This is a genomic window from Rubritalea tangerina, assembly GCF_042683245.1.
In the GTDB taxonomy this organism is placed as follows: Bacteria; Verrucomicrobiota; Verrucomicrobiia; order Verrucomicrobiales; family Akkermansiaceae; genus Rubritalea; species Rubritalea tangerina.
Genome location: NZ_JBHUJB010000005.1, coordinates 137652 through 153674, shown reverse-complemented (window position 1 = coordinate 153674; position 16023 = coordinate 137652). Strand labels below are relative to the sequence as shown.

15 protein-coding genes are annotated in these 16023 nt (G+C 45.9%); 13 read left to right on the top strand and 2 right to left on the bottom strand.

Going from position 1 to position 16023, the window contains the following annotated elements; all coding sequences use genetic code 11:
* Positions 1 to 35: 35 nt before the first annotated feature.
* The 11 genes from ACFSW8_RS00730 (at position 36) to ACFSW8_RS00680 (ending at position 10228) form a co-directional block, all read left to right on the top strand.
* Positions 36 to 1778, top strand: a complete 1743-nt coding sequence (locus ACFSW8_RS00730; RefSeq protein ID WP_377177196.1) for a type II secretion system protein GspD — start codon at positions 36 to 38, stop codon at positions 1776 to 1778.
* Between the two features lie 41 nt (positions 1779 to 1819).
* On the top strand, positions 1820 to 2371 hold the full coding sequence (locus tag ACFSW8_RS00725; RefSeq protein ID WP_377091228.1) for a hypothetical protein: 552 nt from the start codon (positions 1820 to 1822) through the stop codon (positions 2369 to 2371).
* A complete protein-coding gene (locus ACFSW8_RS00720; protein ID WP_377091229.1) occupies positions 2368 to 4065 on the top strand; it encodes a GspE/PulE family protein in 1698 nt (565 codons plus the stop codon). Before ACFSW8_RS00725 ends, ACFSW8_RS00720 begins: the two co-directional genes overlap by 4 nt.
* A complete protein-coding gene (locus ACFSW8_RS00715; RefSeq protein ID WP_377091230.1) occupies positions 4058 to 5212 on the top strand; it encodes a type II secretion system F family protein in 1155 nt (384 codons plus the stop codon). Before ACFSW8_RS00720 ends, ACFSW8_RS00715 begins: the two co-directional genes overlap by 8 nt.
* Positions 5213 to 5231: 19 nt before the next feature.
* Positions 5232 to 5636, top strand: a complete 405-nt coding sequence (locus tag ACFSW8_RS00710) for a hypothetical protein (RefSeq protein WP_377091231.1) — start codon at positions 5232 to 5234, stop codon at positions 5634 to 5636.
* Positions 5637 to 5659: 23 nt separating this feature from the next.
* A complete protein-coding gene (locus ACFSW8_RS00705; protein WP_377091232.1) occupies positions 5660 to 6046 on the top strand; it encodes a type II secretion system protein in 387 nt (128 codons plus the stop codon).
* Positions 6047 to 6559, top strand: coding sequence for a hypothetical protein (locus tag ACFSW8_RS00700; protein WP_377091233.1), 513 nt, complete (start codon positions 6047 to 6049; stop codon positions 6557 to 6559). It begins immediately after the preceding gene.
* Positions 6560 to 6653: 94 nt separating this feature from the next.
* Positions 6654 to 7346: a hypothetical protein gene (locus tag ACFSW8_RS00695; RefSeq protein ID WP_377091234.1), complete on the top strand. Its 693-nt coding sequence runs from the start codon at positions 6654 to 6656 to the stop codon at positions 7344 to 7346.
* A 77-nt stretch (positions 7347 to 7423) separates the two neighbouring features.
* On the top strand, positions 7424 to 8029 hold the full coding sequence (locus ACFSW8_RS00690; RefSeq protein ID WP_377091235.1) for a hypothetical protein: 606 nt from the start codon (positions 7424 to 7426) through the stop codon (positions 8027 to 8029).
* 43 nt (positions 8030 to 8072) lie between these two features.
* Positions 8073 to 8501, top strand: coding sequence for a hypothetical protein (locus ACFSW8_RS00685; protein WP_377091236.1), 429 nt, complete (start codon positions 8073 to 8075; stop codon positions 8499 to 8501).
* A 32-nt stretch (positions 8502 to 8533) separates the two neighbouring features.
* Positions 8534 to 10228 carry a protein kinase domain-containing protein gene (locus ACFSW8_RS00680; protein WP_377091237.1) on the top strand — a complete coding sequence of 565 codons (1695 nt, stop codon included), beginning with the start codon at positions 8534 to 8536 and terminating at the stop codon, positions 10226 to 10228.
* Positions 10229 to 10293: 65 nt separating this feature from the next.
* On the opposite strand, the gene ACFSW8_RS00675 is transcribed toward ACFSW8_RS00680, so the two are convergent.
* On the bottom strand, positions 10294 to 10596 hold the full coding sequence (locus ACFSW8_RS00675; protein WP_377177238.1) for a YcbK family protein: 303 nt from the start codon (positions 10594 to 10596) through the stop codon (positions 10294 to 10296).
* A 727-nt stretch (positions 10597 to 11323) separates the two neighbouring features.
* Positions 11324 to 12892, bottom strand: coding sequence for a 2-succinyl-5-enolpyruvyl-6-hydroxy-3-cyclohexene-1-carboxylic-acid synthase (gene menD, locus ACFSW8_RS00670; protein ID WP_377091238.1), 1569 nt, complete (start codon positions 12890 to 12892; stop codon positions 11324 to 11326).
* A gap of 116 nt (positions 12893 to 13008) precedes the next feature.
* Here menD and ACFSW8_RS00665 point away from each other — a divergent pair, with 116 nt between their 5' ends.
* Both ACFSW8_RS00665 and ACFSW8_RS00660 read left to right on the top strand, forming a co-directional pair.
* Positions 13009 to 14172, top strand: a complete 1164-nt coding sequence (locus ACFSW8_RS00665) for an acyltransferase family protein (RefSeq protein WP_377091240.1) — start codon at positions 13009 to 13011, stop codon at positions 14170 to 14172.
* A gap of 236 nt (positions 14173 to 14408) precedes the next feature.
* Positions 14409 to 16019: a SpoIIE family protein phosphatase gene (locus ACFSW8_RS00660; protein WP_377177194.1), complete on the top strand. Its 1611-nt coding sequence runs from the start codon at positions 14409 to 14411 to the stop codon at positions 16017 to 16019.
* The last annotated feature ends 4 nt before the right edge of the window (positions 16020 to 16023 follow it).

Here is a 16023-nt window from a genome sequence, read left to right as displayed (position 1 = left end):
TAACTAAAAAAAATATGAGAAGCTACACAACTAGCATGAAGCTATTACCAAGCACGCTTGCGGCCTTTGCTCTGTACTCAACGACAGCACATGCGCAAGAATCCACTCCCCCCTCTACTCCACCTTCTACCCCACCAGCTGAAGACACCCCAAGCCCAGCTGCTGAAGCCCCTGCCAATACTGGCGCCGATTTCGATGCTCCACCAGCGGAAACAGATCAAGCTCCTACCCCTGAACAACCAGCCGACAACACTCCTCCTGAACCTGCTGCTGCAGACGCTGCGCCAGCATTACCAGGTGAGGAAGCAGCTGGTGAAGCTGCTCCTGCAGCTCAAGAAGAATACGAAGATGGTATGCGTCTCAATGACGCTGACCTCAATACTGTATTCGAGGTACTTGCTAGAGATGCTGGGCTCTCATACTTCCACAACAACCGCATTGCCGGTGATGACTTTAAAGTGAATGGCTACCTTCGTGATGGTGACGCGATTACACAAATGGAGGATCTTGCATTCAACAATGCTCTCACACTCCACCGCAGAGGTAATACAATTTACGCTTTAACCAGTGATCAGCTAAGCCAACTCCCAGCAACGGAATGGTCATACCAGCTTAAGTATTTGCGCTCCGCAAATATGAAAGATCATATCAGAGAGCTCGTCAGCCCACTTCTCAGCCCTAACACAGGTATCGTTAACTATGAGGAAAAAACAAACACCCTCATCGTAATCGATACTCCCTATAAGATCGAACGCGTAAAGAGCCTCCTAGAGCGTATTGACAGAGCAAAAGGACAAATTGTGGTTGAGGTAAAAATCTACCGCGTCAACACATCTGTTGGTCAAGCACTCGGTGTCGACTGGTCTGAATCCCTAGGTGGTGATGCTCCAGTCCCAACCAGAGCAGTGATTGGCCTCAATGACTTGTTGGGACTCCCATCAGACCTCAGCACTCCTCTCTCTGCTGGAGATCTCGTATTCTCACCTAACAACATTACGGCAGTTCTCACGGCATTAAATGATGGCGGCATTATCAAACTTCAGAATAATCCAGTCGTCATCACTGAGGATAATGAAGCAGCATCAATTGCTGTGATTGACCGTGTGCCTATCATCACTACTGAAAGCACACAGAACTCATCTGGCGGCAACCCGACTGTCACAGAGGAAGTACGCTACAAGATCGATGAGGAAGACTCAACAGACCCTGAAACAACTCGTGAGATCGGTACAACCATTTTCGTCACCCCAACATTGCTTCCAGACGGAACTATTCGATTGAGCATGAGACCGCGTGCAGCTTCAATCACACGTCAAATTGAGAGCCCTCAAACAGGCAACCTCTACCCTGAGGTGCGTGAGTCTACGCTCACCACAATTGCACGTATTCCAGATGGTCACTCATTGATTGTTGGTGGCTTCTTCCAGGAAACCGAAGTCGAGAGCGAAAATAAAGTTCCTCTTCTCGGAGATATCCCAGTGGTGAACTTCTTCTTCAAGAGCAAGACAACTTCTAAAGAGCAGTCTAGCCTCCTCTTCGTTGTAACACCAAGTAGCTACAGCCCTGAGAATCACGCTTCTCACCACCGCACCCACAACAGAGTGGAAAGCACCCTTCAAGTACAAGACAAGGACTCTACTTGGGATGACCCATGTAACTATGACCTCGAAAAGCCGAATCTCCGTCGTACTTGGAACAACATCAAAAAAGATGTTGGAAGCCAGAGCCTCAACTCCAGCCCGTCTGGCACTAACAAAAGATACAGAGTACGCAAATAATACCCCCAATTTGCATCACAATCATTCATAGATAAGATAATATGTCAGAAAATACTGCGGAGAGTCCCCATCTCACCGAGTGGCACACCTATTCCCTCCAACAAAGTGCTGGAGCCTTCCTAAAGGCAAATATCGCAAGCGAGGAAGAGGTTATGACAATATCTAATCAATGCTTTGATGCATGGAACAGAAACCTCGCTGCTGAGCCACTTTTCAAATTGGCGGCAATCGAGGATGATGACGAAAGTCAATACGAGGCAAGCATCGAGCGCTGGAGCACGATGCTTGCCTCACTTGTCACTCCCATCATGCCGCCCGCTCCCTTCGCGGCCAAAATGATGACCCCAAATGGTTTCTATGAAAAACATGAGCCCATATATGAGCTCGCTAGATCCCTCCAATGCCCCATTCTCTTTAACGAGGATGCAGATGTCCTAGGCTTAGGCTCCATCAACCCTGTGACTGCAACCATTTTTGCTCAGGCTGTACACGCCTACATTTCTGATACTCAGGGAATCTCACCCTATATCACCTGTGTCCGTCTCAACTACGAATCCTGGTACACTCTCACCAATAAGCACTTTGTAAGATGATTGAATTCGATGGCATCCAATTCAATGAACTCATTTCTAAACAAATCATGCAAAGCCTCGCCGAGCATGATAACGAGTTTGCTGAGATCACACATGACCAAGTTCAAAACCGCGTCACAAAAACTACTTTCATGGCCGCTGTGGCCAAACTCAATGGCTTAGCATTCTTCCCTAAAGTTGCCGAATTCTGTGACGGTACTCTCCTCGAAAAATGTGACCCATCGACTCTCACCCGGGGCAACTTCACCCCTTTATGCGTCCATAACAACTCCTTGCTCATAGCTGTGGTTGACCCATGGAAACCCTCACCTGAAGAATACCTATCTCCAAGATTTCCTGAATATGAAATTGTAAAAATTATTACAATTAAATCAGAAATCAGCCGTACTATTGAAGCTTCCTCCTCAGGTGGAGGGCCCAGCAAATCCGAACTTGAATCCATCGAGGTCGAAGATTTTGAAGAACATAAAAAAGATTTTGATGTCACCTCTACAGAATATGAGGAGCCGATGGCAGCATTGACGGCAACAATCATGGCTGATGCCGTGAAGCAAAGAGCCTCAGACGTCCACTTCAAAGTAGAAAAAGATAGCTTCTACTATTCTTTCCGCGTCGATGGCGACCTAGGACAAAAGCGTGAACTCCCTATGAAATTGAAGGACCGTATCGACGCATTCCTTCTGAACCTCATGAACTTGCCTACAGAAATTCGTAACACAGCTTGCGGCATTTCAGGTCGTTTCACGATCTCATACTTTCACCGGCCTATTGATATTCGATACGAACGACACCGTACCTATCGGGGATATCATACCACTATGCGTCTCTTGGACAAAGGCCACCTCAATGTTACTCTTGGTAAAGGGTCCCTCGCCTTCGATGATGAAACCCTCTTCGCTGTTAGAAAAGTGATGAAAGTCCCGGCTGGCATTATCGTGATGTCAGGCCCAACAGGCTCAGGTAAATCGACAACCCTGAATGCGATGCTGAGAGAACTCAATCGACCTGAGGTCAACATACTGACACTCGAAAATCCCGTAGAGGATGAAGTTCCGGGCATCACCCATTGTGACCTCAAAAATGCTGATGAGTTCAAACCCATGATCTCTTCATTCATGCGTTCTGACCCCGATATTATCCTGATGGGTGAGGTGCGTGACACCGAATCAGCAGAACTCGCCATCGAAGCAGCAGTAACAGGCCATAAAGTCCTTACAACTGTCCACACAGCACGAGCCTCGCAAATTATCGAACGTTTTGAGCAATTGGGGATTGAACGCTGGAAAATCGCCCAAACACTCAAAGCAGCTTGCGCTCAGAGACTTATTAAAGTCCTCTGCCCTTACTGCAAAATCGAGCTGGATGGACTTTCTGAACTTGACCGGAGAACATATAACCTTGATGATAGTTGGTCCAAGAAAAAACTTTTTGAAGCGAACCCTGAAGGCTGCCAAGAATGTCGCAACTCAGGATACGCAGGTCGTACTGCCATCCTAGAAATTATTCCGATCACCCCTAAAACTTCAGACCAACTTTCAAAAGGTGAAATATCTCCTTATGACCTCGAAGTCCAAATTGCCGAAGAAGGAATCCTACCTAACCTTCGTAGAAATGGCCTCAAACTACTTGAGGCCGGTAAAACTGACATCAACGCTGTCAGTAAAGTTATCGATATGACCTATTCCGATGAATAACATCCAATCACCATCCATTTCATCTGATACTCCTGCGAAGCCTGTAAAGAAAAGCCTCGCGCAAAAGGAAATTAGAATTCCTTTCTTGGACTCAGATAAGCCAAAAACTTTCAGCACAAAAGAATCTATTAAATTCTACCGAGGTGTAGCCTCGATGATCAAGGCTCAGATCAATACTGCTGATGCATTAAAATATTATGCAGATGGTCTTCCCAACAAAATCATGGCTGATGCCTTGAATGAGATTCGCAACGATATTCATGCCGGTATCTCAGTCTACGAAGCATTTAAAAAAAGTAAGCGCTTCGACGATATGACTCTAGGCCTCATCAAAGCAGGTATGGAGTCTGGAAGCCTCGATACCGCTTTTCGTGATCTAGCAGAGAGAGCCGAAACTGAGGCTTATTTCAGAAAAAAAATCAGAAAAATTGTTCTTATCCCCGCTTTTGTATTTCCCGCACTCATCATTGCTTTCATCTACGCTCAAACAAAGATTATACCCAAAATTAAAGATATGGTCATCGTGGGTGACTATACACCAAAAGGCCCAGTAAAAATGTTCTTTACTCTGAGTGATTGGACAATCACCTGGTGGCCCCTTATTGTGACTATTCTTGTCTGTGTTATTCTTAGCTTTATAATCTCCGCAAAATTGAGACAAACAGTACTCACTCTTGCTATGTCGAAATGGCGAATCCTTCGACAACTTGTTATGGGGCTGAGGCAAGTAACATTCCTAGGCGTAATAAAGCTTCTGCATGCCAATGGAATCAATATGGCAAAAGCGATACGAACCTCTGCGACTTCGGTGAAAGGCACACCTTTTCACGATGAACTACTGACTGCTGCAGATAAATACGAGAAATCTGGCGTCCCCTTGGCAATCGCATTCACAAAATACACCTCAACCGATGACCAAGTGGTTCATATGATGGCAATCGGTGAGAAATCTGCATCTATGGGTGAACAATTATCAATGCTGGTGGAAATGTATAAGGAGGACAGTGAACAGTACATGGAAGACTTTTCTAACATACTCAATTTCATCGTCATGCTTGGTGCTGTTAGCCTAGTAGCACTGGTATTCTTATCTGTCTTTATGCCAATCTTCTTAGCTGGACCAGAAATGATGCAGCAAGCTATGTAACTTAATATTAATCCCTACCATGTTTCAGACTAAATTTGACCGCTGGCTCAAAGAAAATTTTGTCTATGAGCATCACATTCGAGTTGTGCACTTACCTACGAAACTTCCTTCAGGAGTTAAGGTTTCAGAATTACAATCCAACCAGTACCACTACCTGCTAACCGTCAAGAATAAGACCAAAGCTGAAAAATTAATCGAGCAGCTGAAGGCAGAGGGTAATGCCTTCAAAACCAAAATCGCTGAGGGCTCACATTGGTACAACCCATTAATCAACAACAAACACAAAAGTTTTTCTTTTAGAATATTTTGGTGGGTGGTTATTGCCAGCCTCACAATTTACTTATTTGTTCGCATAAGGGCATTCCTTCAGAGTGACTTCTATTTTGAACTTAAATCGCACATTCAAGAAGTTCTTGGCGCCTAATCAATTACTATCCCAACTTCATTATGAAAGCCAACATTTCAACTCACAACCGAGGCGTAACTCTAATAGAACTGACCATCGTTATCGGCATTCTTATACTACTCGCATCCTCAACCACAATAGGTTTTAATATTTACCAAGATTGGAAAAAAGGACTCGATGCCGGTGAACAAATCAAAGCTGTCTACCAAGCTCAAAAACTCTACCTAGCTGACAACCCCACCGTCACTGTCGACTCAATCACCGCAGACAACTTGCTTGAATATTTGCCTGACAATATGGACGCAATCCCCGTGATTACAGGCTTAGATGGCGCAAACTATGAGATCAACGTTAACGTCAGCCCCCCAACCATCGATACGGATTTTTCAGGTACACCAGACGACAGTCTGTGGGACGCAGGTAAATAAATGGCACGTTTAAATACTTCCTACAATCGGCTCTTCATTCTTTCTTCGGCTTTGTTCCTAGCTTTCTCTGGTACAAAGACACACTCTCAGCAGCTTCCCTCAGTAGCCCTCGTTGTTGAAGACAACTCGGCTCCCGAGGGTTTCGACTTTGTAGGCTCCTATCTGGTCGATTCCATGGTGCGTATCCGTAATGGTAAAAGTCACACGATCACAATACCAAATACTCAGTATAGAGTGTATTCGAATGGTATTGAAGTGAGACTCTACCAATCCTCAAGTGAAGGAGCATTCCATAGCTATAAAATATACAGATCAGATGGAATCTCTGAACAGGATCAACTCGGCAACATATCCATCAAGCCAGGCTTACAGGCCAGACATATTAGCGAAGATACCATTAAACAAATTAGCCTGACTCAAGACCACCTCACTATCACCCAGTTCCCACCCATTACTAATACTGTGGTAGTAACCTTCGCGAAACGCCTTGCCCAAAGGGACACCAACCGCTAACTATCAAATTGCCAATATTGAGAATATCGTTAGATACGTTAGCCACCCACCATCTCACCCTCCCCAAAGATCAAATAATATCTGAACAATCTACATGTCCGACAAACCAACACATACACAGGGAGAAGTCTCTCTTACCTATAAATTTCTACTGACATTCAGTACCTTAAGCGCGGTATTTTTCTGCTGGCTCTACGTCACCAAACCCACCCATATTGTTAGCTCCAATGTTACCGAAAATACTCCCGCCCCTTCGACCTCTGAAAATGTCGAAGAGGATACGAGTTCCAAACCCAGTAATTTTGTCAACCTGCAGCAATCTAGCCTACCTGGCGATGGCCCAAGTGAACTCCCCCCCACTGAGACAAACGCCTCACAAAAAGGAGCGCCAATTCCATTGGCAACAACAGATTCAACTGAGGGCCTTGTTGGATTTGAAGAAACAAACCATAAAGTTCAACATGTCCTAACGGCAAAGAGTAATTCGAGCTCCGAACGCATCATTCTTCAAGTACCTGTGATATACAAGACTCGTGGTTTACGCTTTTCTCCAGAGCAAACAAAAGAGGCTCAACGAGTCCTGAGGGCTCTTAAAATTTATCAATCGCAAATCCAAAAACTGCATCAAGACGGCCAAAACATCCAACTAGCTTGGAACAATCTTCTCATGAGTGCGCAACCCATCGATGCACTAAGAGCTGATAGCCCCTCCCTTCCAAGTAATGCCCCATCTCACCCTAACATTCTTTCCGAGAATAGTTCTCAAACCATAAAGATTACGAACTGATGAATTACCTGTACCTTATACTACCACTACTAACAGCTGGTTCTCTTTTCGCCCAAGAGGTTTCGACTGCCGTAATCGTGGAGGAAGAAGACAATGATACCCCCACAGTAACAAAAAATGCTGATGCTACAGAAACCAATGATGGGGACGAAACTTCGGATCAGGTCTCTGCTGAAGCGGCGCTAGAAACCGATACTGATGAAAATGCCTCACCCAACGAGGTCGATCAGCTTCCTGAACAACCAGAAGACCTGCAACCTAAGGAAGAGGAAAACCAACAAGTTGTCGTCAAAGTCGAGTTACCCAAACAGATAGAACTAGATAGCTCCAGCTCGTCTGAGTTCGAAATCCTAAGCCCTTGGGCTCCCAAACCTATGCAAAGAGCCCCTCGTGGTTGGCAATACCGTCCAGCTCGGGAAGATAAAGCATACCCAGTCTCTCTGACTTTAGCTTCAGGAAAAGCGATTCAGTTAAAGGTTATCCCCTACGTTCTTGTTCCATCTGACTCTGAAAAAGTCATTCAAGCAAGAGAGCCTGGTTATCAACCTGAACGTGGCTATCAACAAATCCATAGCATCTCGGCTCGCCTACAAAGTACCACATCAAATTTAAAAGCTGCTGCTGACACTTTAAATGAAAGTATTAATAATCTCTCTTCTTTGGTAGATTCACTTCCAAAATAGTCCATGACTTTCATTCTATATAGACTCTAGCGACCAATCACCTATGAACTTCATATTAGCCGTTACCTGCGCAAGTATCACTGGAGCTACGATCGGTATTGCGGTCAATCACAAGCTCTCACTACCCTCCCAACTACCCTCCCCCGGATTTGTTGAGCAAGATGGCACCTCGGCAGACCCCCATAGCTCTACTACCCCAAATCAGCTCAATTCAGATACTCAAGTATCCCTCAATAGCTCAACTGACAGCATTCATGTCAAAGCCCTTGAGACCAAAATTGACCGCCTCAATGAGCAACTAAATCTAATTACTAACCAGCAATCTGAGTTCAACCGTGAACTCAATGCCATACAATTTCGTCTAGACACTCACAGCGCCAGCTTCAGGCCACTACGCTCCGAGAGAGAGACAGAAATTGCACCTCCTACCACAGGTACAGGTATCACCCCACTACTGCCTCCCAGACAATAACTCCACCAGTTTAGCACCCATAGTTTGCGCTCATGAAAGAACGTCATCAAATTATCAAACAACTAGGTGCAGGGGGCTTTGGTTCAGTCTATTTAGCTCGAGATACTCAGCTAGACCGTGATGTAGCCATCAAAAGATTAAAGGCTGAAAACTATGCTGACCACCTTGAGCTAAAGGAACAATTACTCACTGAAGCTAAAGTCCTAGCTGGACTCAGGCATCCTAATATTGTCTCGATTTTTGATGTCATTGAGACTGATACTGGTGGTGATATTATCATGGAGCTCATCGAAGGCGAAACGCTCGACTCCATCATAAATGAAAAGCCACTCACCATAGAACAATTTCTCTTTGTTTCAACTCAGCTGCTTAGTGCAATCGCTACAGCCCACGAACACAACATCATCCACTGCGACTTGAAGCCCAGCAATGTGATGTTAGTTCCTCTAGAAAATGATAATTATCAGGCCACAGTACTCGACTTTGGCCTCTCACCTTCAAAAGAAGGTAGCACAAATAATAAAAAAACTAACCAAAAGTTAGTTGGCTCAATCTACTTCATGGCTCCAGAGTTGCTGGAAGCAGGTATCACCTCTAAACAAAGTGATATCTATTCCATGGGTTGCCTCTTTTATTATATGCTCACTGGCAAGCACCCTTTTGATGGTGATTCACCAGTCATCATCATGGCGTCACATATGAGAAATGCCTATACCCCAATTCAAGAGTTACTTCCCGAAATACCCGAATCTCTAGCAAGTTGGATTGCGGACCATATCAAATATGATCCTGACGCACGTGTTCAAACTTGTAGAGACTCACTTAATAAGCTCCTGAAGTTAGAAGGCATCAAGCCTTTGGAAACCTTCGCTGAAGCCTATGAGGACAGCAGCCTCAATAATACGATGCTGCACTCACTCTCCTCACTGACCAAAGCAAGCGTCAAACTCTCAAAGAAACAACAAGAGGAATTCGAAAAAAGCAAAAAGAACAGCTCTGCTATCCAACAACAGCCTATGACCGCATTGGCTGATCGAGTGCACCAAGCTCGTCCACAAGACCTCTGGTACTTCTCAATCGATGATGTTCGCAAAGGCCCAGTCCCCTTTGCAAAGGTCTGTGAATTGATAGCTGAGGGCTTTATCCGCTCTAATGACCCCATTTACCACCATCGTATTGGTGAGTGGACCCCTGCGGTACAAATACCCGAGTTCAAGGAAGAATTCCAGTCAGCTAAGGCCATGCCGCCCAGGCCCAAGCGTAAGAAAAAAGTTAGCCTGCGCAATTCTCAACGCATCCGTGCACAAAAGGCAGCAGCAAAAGCCGCACAAATTAAAATCGAACAAGAGGACCCTCTCCCATTTCCACTCGAGATCGTCACTACTGTCGTTCTATCCAGCCTCACCTTAGCCACAATCACATGGAGTCCATTCCCCTGGCAATCAATCCTAACAGTCTCCGCTTTCCTCTTCTTCATCACCGGCCTAATCATCGCTAGAATTAGAATGAATCAAGATGATCCCAGATGGCTTATCCCCGCGATATTCATACCGATTGTTACCGACCTACTCTACGCGATATTTTCGCCAAAAGAAGGGCTCCAAGCCTTTGTCATGACCCTTTTGGGTATTGCCTTTTTCGTCTATTGCTCGCTCCACCGTACACTAGGAGACTTTTTAGAACACACTGGTCTTGGCTTTTTAAGCAGACTCATCAATGCCATCTAACCGTTCAGCAAAGTGGGCTAAAAGGTAAAAACTCAATCGAGTTAAAAAACGCTAATACAAAGCTGCTACCAATCAGCATTGTTCCCACGCGTATCAACATGCGTGAAGCTGGAATACCTCCCAACACCTCCCGCAAAATGACCTCGTGAACGAATCGCGCGCGCCACTCGTGATACGGTATAAGGTGATACCCCTTTGAAGCGAACATCGACTGCCCGATTCTCCATATGCTGTGAACGACTCCGTCCACGAACTGCCCTGTTGTAACTCGGGCTGCGATAGATCGATAGCATCTCAGAAACTGGAGCACGCATCGAGGAAGACATGGCGTCAATCACTCTCAAGGTGGGTGCAATCCTGCTCCACATATACCTCGGAGGTAAACTGTTCTTTGTCCGTCCCCGAGTTTTAAAATGTGGCTTCAGCACCATGTAGGGAGTCACATTCTTCAATCGCAAACCCTTAATATAATTTGCGTACCTCAGAACATCTTTACCCTTCTCGTTGACCCATGCCTGAGGGATGCCCGGAACGGGTTTTGTGCTGTAGAATAGGGCCGCTTTAGCACTCTGAAGTGAGCACATGCATGATGCAACAAAACCACCTAATACTCCCAGAAATCGACGTCTCCCCGTTTGTGCAAGGGGACTTTGTGAAATGTCGATATCTTTATGCATCACTGCATTTGTGAACAGAACACAGCCATATGGCCAGAGTAAAATTGATAAATCTCTGGAACTTTTACTATTACGTAACTTTTTTGCCTTTTTTACAAAATTTCAGCAATTAAGAACGCTCGAACACCACTTTACCCTATTTTGCACCCCATATTATTTACCGCGGCTGACCATTAACATGTCATAAACACATAATAAGACTAGAAAGCAGACCCCAATAAATACCAGTGCCCAATATCCTGTAAATAAGAGAATATGGGTGCTCAACCAAGCGTCTAGGACCACAGCTCCAAGAAACACTAAGGCCATAAGTCCCATCGTAAAATAAAGCATCATGCGACGACGAGCTTTTCGGTCATGAAGAAAGGCCCTGGCGAGCTGTTTAGATTCACTTCTCATATCCCTCTCCCGTATGAAGCTATAATTCCAGTGCGCCGTAGGCTTTCCAGAATGCTTCAGTCTGTTGTTTATCTGGACGCACCTCAACCACTAATGGTCTCTCGCGCCCCTCAATTTCGATATCATTCGCTGAATCGTGCAACTGGTAATCCCATCCCCATAGCTTTGCCCATGCCTCAAATGAAAAAGAATGCTCATTCGTAACCACCGACTGTGTCACTGATGACATTCTCCCCACTCTGTCTAGCCTGCTGAAAATCGCTCCTCCGCCATTGTTGATCACCACAAGCACTCGGCCAGGTGCCTCACATTCTTCCAGTAAAATGGGAGCGGACATATCATACAATGTAGTCAAGTCACCTAAAACACACCAGGCATCTTCGATACCATGCGTTAATCCAATCCAAGTCGAGAGCTGTCCATCAATACCGTTGGCTCCTCGATTCGCCCGAATATTTTCCACAGGGTATTCACGCTGACCAAATTGCCCCCACTCTCTAATCGGCAAACTGTTTCCGAGATATAAACTCTGAGCGACACTTGAGTATAGCGACAAAGTCCTAACCATTCCGGGCTCACTATCTGGGTACATCTCAAGCAGTTGATCAATTTGCGCCCAACGCCTACGACATCCCTTCAGCATATCCAGTGAATCCCCTAATTCTCCCACCTCACCCAGTCCACGAAGAATTCTCCCCACCTCACCTCTGATCACGCTACTCTGTCGCACTAAGCCCGGTAATCCATTGCGGGCAATCGACATCACTTCCACATCTTGAGCATCCTCAAGGTCTCGCCAAAACCTTCCTATTGGTACTTCCCCAATACGTAGTACCAACCGGGGAGCATACGCTTTCAATAAACGTTCAGGATCAGCAACTAACAACGGCCCCAAAAGCTCCCTCAAACCTGAAGTCGGATCGGCAATGACAGGCACACGAATTTCACTCAAAAAACCAAACACCTCCTCACGGTCTTCTGGCTCAAGCGCCCCCACACACACCACCATCCCCTGCCAGAAATTCTCGAAAAAATGCACTAGGCTACTCACCTCAAAGTTCTCTCTGGATAGCTTAGGCTCACCCAATAGCTTACCTACTGGCCGTGATACCGCATTTTCTTCCAAACAAACATTGAGCTGCCATGTCCCTCTACCACTCCATTCCTGAAAGTATTCTCCACCCAATGCTTCAATGTCATCCACACCTTCCACATAGTGACTGAAGATCCCAACTTGCTCTATGGCCTGAGGCGAACCAGAACCGCGATAACATTGAGGCCGATCAGCAGAAATAATCACCAGTGGCCGCCTTTGATAATGAGCTTCTACCAACGCAGGCAATAACTCAGCAACGGCAGTTCCTGAGGTCGTGACCACCGCACATGGCTCCCCAGAATCCATCGTCCTACCCAAAGCAAAAAAGCCAGCAGAACGCTCCTCAAAATGGGACCACACCACAGCCTCTTCACTGCTCACAAGCGATTCAATCAATGACAAATTGCGTGCTCCCGCACACACCACATACTCTCTTATACCTGCTAATAAACATGCCTCCACTACCTCAGTTGCTATAGAATCATTCTGCATGCCCCATGCTCTACCCTGAAGCGTACAACTAGGAAATCATAGAAGCCAAAAATTTCACATACGACACTGGACGAGATACCATTCCCAGCTAGGATCCTGCGCTCACCAGCGAATTCATGGGCGACTCCAAACCAATCTCCTTCTGGCAAAAAATCCTCTCACAGTTTTCTCGAGTCACGAGTTCGGGAAATTACATGCCTGAGATTGATGGGCTACGCTTTGTCTCCATCATGGCAGTTTTGCTCTACCACGCCCATATTCTATTCTTTGCAGCCCCCATCCCCAATGCTATCAGCTTCCCACCATCCTGGGACTGGCTCAATTTTGCTATCGGTCAAGGCTGGTTTGGCGTCCAAGTCTTCTTTGTCATCAGTGGCTTCGTACTAGCGCTGCCCTTTGCAAACCACTACCTGTTTGACAAAAGAAAAGTCGACTTGAAAACGTACTACTCCAGACGAGTAGTGCGCATCGGTCTCCCTTACTTTATAGCCCTCACTCTCGGAGCTCTCTGGATGTTAAGATGTGGCATGCCTTGGGACGAGATGCTCCATCACTACCTAGCCGGCTTACTCTACTCGCACAGCCTTCTCTATGCTGGAGAATTGAACCCTATCCTCTACGTCTCATGGACACTAGAAATAGAAATTCAGTTCTACCTTCTCGCACCACTTCTCTGCCGACTCTTCATGATCTCTTCTCCCTGGTTCAGAAGAGCCAGTTTTGTCATTGCCATTTTTGCAATTCAATATGCAGCCACATACCTCAACACACACTTTCCCTCAGGCCTCTGGTCGAAGTCTATCATTGGACAACTCCAGTTTTTTCTGGTCGGCCTCATTTTAGGAGACCTCTACCTCTCCTACTGGAAAAACACTCCCCGACAGAAACCCTTTTGCTACTTGCTCGATTGCATAGGTGCAGCTACCTGGCTCTTCATTCCATTCGCTCTCAAAATCAATGGCGCCCACAAATGGCTGGCTCTTCTACTATTGCTTGCCTTTATCTGTGTCTTGCGCGGCTCACTCCTCAATTGGCTTCTCTCACGTCCACTCTTCGCTACGATCGGAGGAATGTGTTATTCAATCTATCTCTTTCACGGAGCCTTGCTCTACATTCTTCATGACCACTTGATACAGCCTCTCTTCACCCTTGAAAAAGGCCAATGGCCCACCAACCTTCTACCTCTTGCCACGCTCACCATTCTTACCCTCATTGTATGCTCAGCCGCATACAAATATATCGAACGCCCAAGCATGCTCTGGGGTAGCCCCAAAAAGTGAGTCCATCTTATCTCCCTCTGTATTGATTTTGGGATATTCTCTGTACTCCCAGCACAACACCCCTCCACTAAGCACTGAATATAAAGCATATTCACCACCAAAAATTTAAAATCTATCACATTTTGAGCATTTAATCCTGTCACTAGCGGTTGGCATCCCTTATACTATCATCCCATTTTCTTTCTATATCCCCTATCTAACAAGAATTCATGAACTCCCAACCAGCTAAAAACCACATGAATTTCCTGTTCTGGCTGAGCATAGCCAGCTTGATTCTGCTCGGTGGATACATCGTCTTGCATGAAAGCAGAACTCGCTACGCAGCAGTCCGTGACACAGCACACTATGGAGAGCTACTTTCATCCTACCTGTGGAATATCGACGAGGAAACTGCACAAGAGTATACCGCGATCATCGCCACTGAGGGTGAGTTCAAATCTATCAGTGTCACCCATTCAGATGGAGCATTGTTTGCCAACTATAGAGAGGCCAAAAACAAGGGGGAAATCCGTGAATTCTTGCGCTCAATGGGTTTGATAAGAGATATTGAGAACACTCAAGCCATCTTCTATCGAGGTAAAAGAATTGGCGATATCACGACACTTAAAGAGAACACAAACATTTATACCTACTTTTACCTCCTACTGACGATCTTACTAATCATTGCCAGTATGACCCTTATTCGCGTAGGTAAGGCAAATAAAGAACATCAGATCCACCTCGAGCATGATTTGAGTGAAAACAGAGAAAGACTACAAACTGTCGTTTCCGCCTCGCCTGTAATCGCCTTCTCACTCGATCGGCATGGAAAATTTACCGTCTGCGAAGGCATGGGACTCAATAAACTGCATGAAAAGCCTATGGACATTATAGGCAAATCAATCGAAGCAGTCCACAATGACATGCCCACCAATGTCGGAGATTTCCTCCGTGCCCTCAAAGGGGAAAGCTTTAGTGAAATCCGCACCACCGAAGGGCGTTCGTTTGAAACTTGGTATTCCCCAATGCGTGAGGGAACAAATATCGTCGGAGTCATTGGAGTTTCAACCGATGTCACAGCTGCCATTCAGGCCATGAATTCACTCAATGATTACAAAAGGAGCCAAGCTAAGGACCTCCAAATCGCCCAGCGTGCCCACCAAGCATTCCTCCCTAAATCGCCCCCAGAACTCTCCGGATTTGAAATTGGCTTCATCACGAAACCCTGTGCTTCGATTGGCGGCGACTACATTCACTTCGACACCTGCTCAAATCATCAAAAGCTAGGAATCACCTTTGCCGAAATGTCTGGCCACGGTGTCTCCTCCTCACTCCTTGCATCCATCTTCCACACCCAACTTGAAGACTGCATTAATATTGAGACCCCCTCCATTGCAGATGCATTCTACCAGATCAACCTTCGCGTGCATGAACTTTTCCCTGAAGGACGCTTCGCCAGCACCTTCCATACCATCCTTAATGCAGAAGAAAATACTATGCGCTTTGTCAAAGCAGCAAGAGAACCTGCAGTCCTCTTCCGTCATGATGGCAACTCTGAGATCTTTGATAAAGGGGGGCCAGCTCTAGGTCTCCTCCCCTCAGAGCTACTGAATAAAAAGTCATACATCGAGCACTCCATCCCACTCAATCAAGGTGACACGCTCTTTCTCTACTCAGACGGACTTGTCGAAGTCGAGAACACTGCCGGTGTCATGATTGAACGCAAGGAAATTATCGATTGGGTCAGACAAGACCTCAAACTCTCTCCTCAGCAGATCGCAGACTCGCTCTACCGCAAGGTCATCTCTCACGCCAGTGGCGGTGATATAGTCGACGATATAAGTATCCTAGTCATTAGGAAACTCTAGCTTA

Coding starts and splice junctions, on each gene's coding strand:
- ACFSW8_RS00675 (WP_377177238.1), bottom strand. CDS start 10,596: ATGTGGAGCAGGATTGCACCCACCTTGAGAGTGATTGACGCCATGTCT.
- ACFSW8_RS00730 (WP_377177196.1), top strand. CDS start 36: ATGAAGCTATTACCAAGCACGCTTGCGGCCTTTGCTCTGTACTCAACG.
- ACFSW8_RS00705 (WP_377091232.1), top strand. CDS start 5,660: ATGAAAGCCAACATTTCAACTCACAACCGAGGCGTAACTCTAATAGAA.
- ACFSW8_RS00680 (WP_377091237.1), top strand. CDS start 8,534: ATGAAAGAACGTCATCAAATTATCAAACAACTAGGTGCAGGGGGCTTT.
- menD (WP_377091238.1), bottom strand. CDS start 12,892: ATGCAGAATGATTCTATAGCAACTGAGGTAGTGGAGGCATGTTTATTA.
- ACFSW8_RS00685 (WP_377091236.1), top strand. CDS start 8,073: ATGAACTTCATATTAGCCGTTACCTGCGCAAGTATCACTGGAGCTACG.
- ACFSW8_RS00665 (WP_377091240.1), top strand. CDS start 13,009: ATGGGCGACTCCAAACCAATCTCCTTCTGGCAAAAAATCCTCTCACAG.
- ACFSW8_RS00720 (WP_377091229.1), top strand. CDS start 2,368: ATGATTGAATTCGATGGCATCCAATTCAATGAACTCATTTCTAAACAA.
- ACFSW8_RS00715 (WP_377091230.1), top strand. CDS start 4,058: ATGAATAACATCCAATCACCATCCATTTCATCTGATACTCCTGCGAAG.
- ACFSW8_RS00725 (WP_377091228.1), top strand. CDS start 1,820: ATGTCAGAAAATACTGCGGAGAGTCCCCATCTCACCGAGTGGCACACC.
- ACFSW8_RS00700 (WP_377091233.1), top strand. CDS start 6,047: ATGGCACGTTTAAATACTTCCTACAATCGGCTCTTCATTCTTTCTTCG.
- ACFSW8_RS00660 (WP_377177194.1), top strand. CDS start 14,409: ATGAATTTCCTGTTCTGGCTGAGCATAGCCAGCTTGATTCTGCTCGGT.
- ACFSW8_RS00710 (WP_377091231.1), top strand. CDS start 5,232: ATGTTTCAGACTAAATTTGACCGCTGGCTCAAAGAAAATTTTGTCTAT.
- ACFSW8_RS00695 (WP_377091234.1), top strand. CDS start 6,654: ATGTCCGACAAACCAACACATACACAGGGAGAAGTCTCTCTTACCTAT.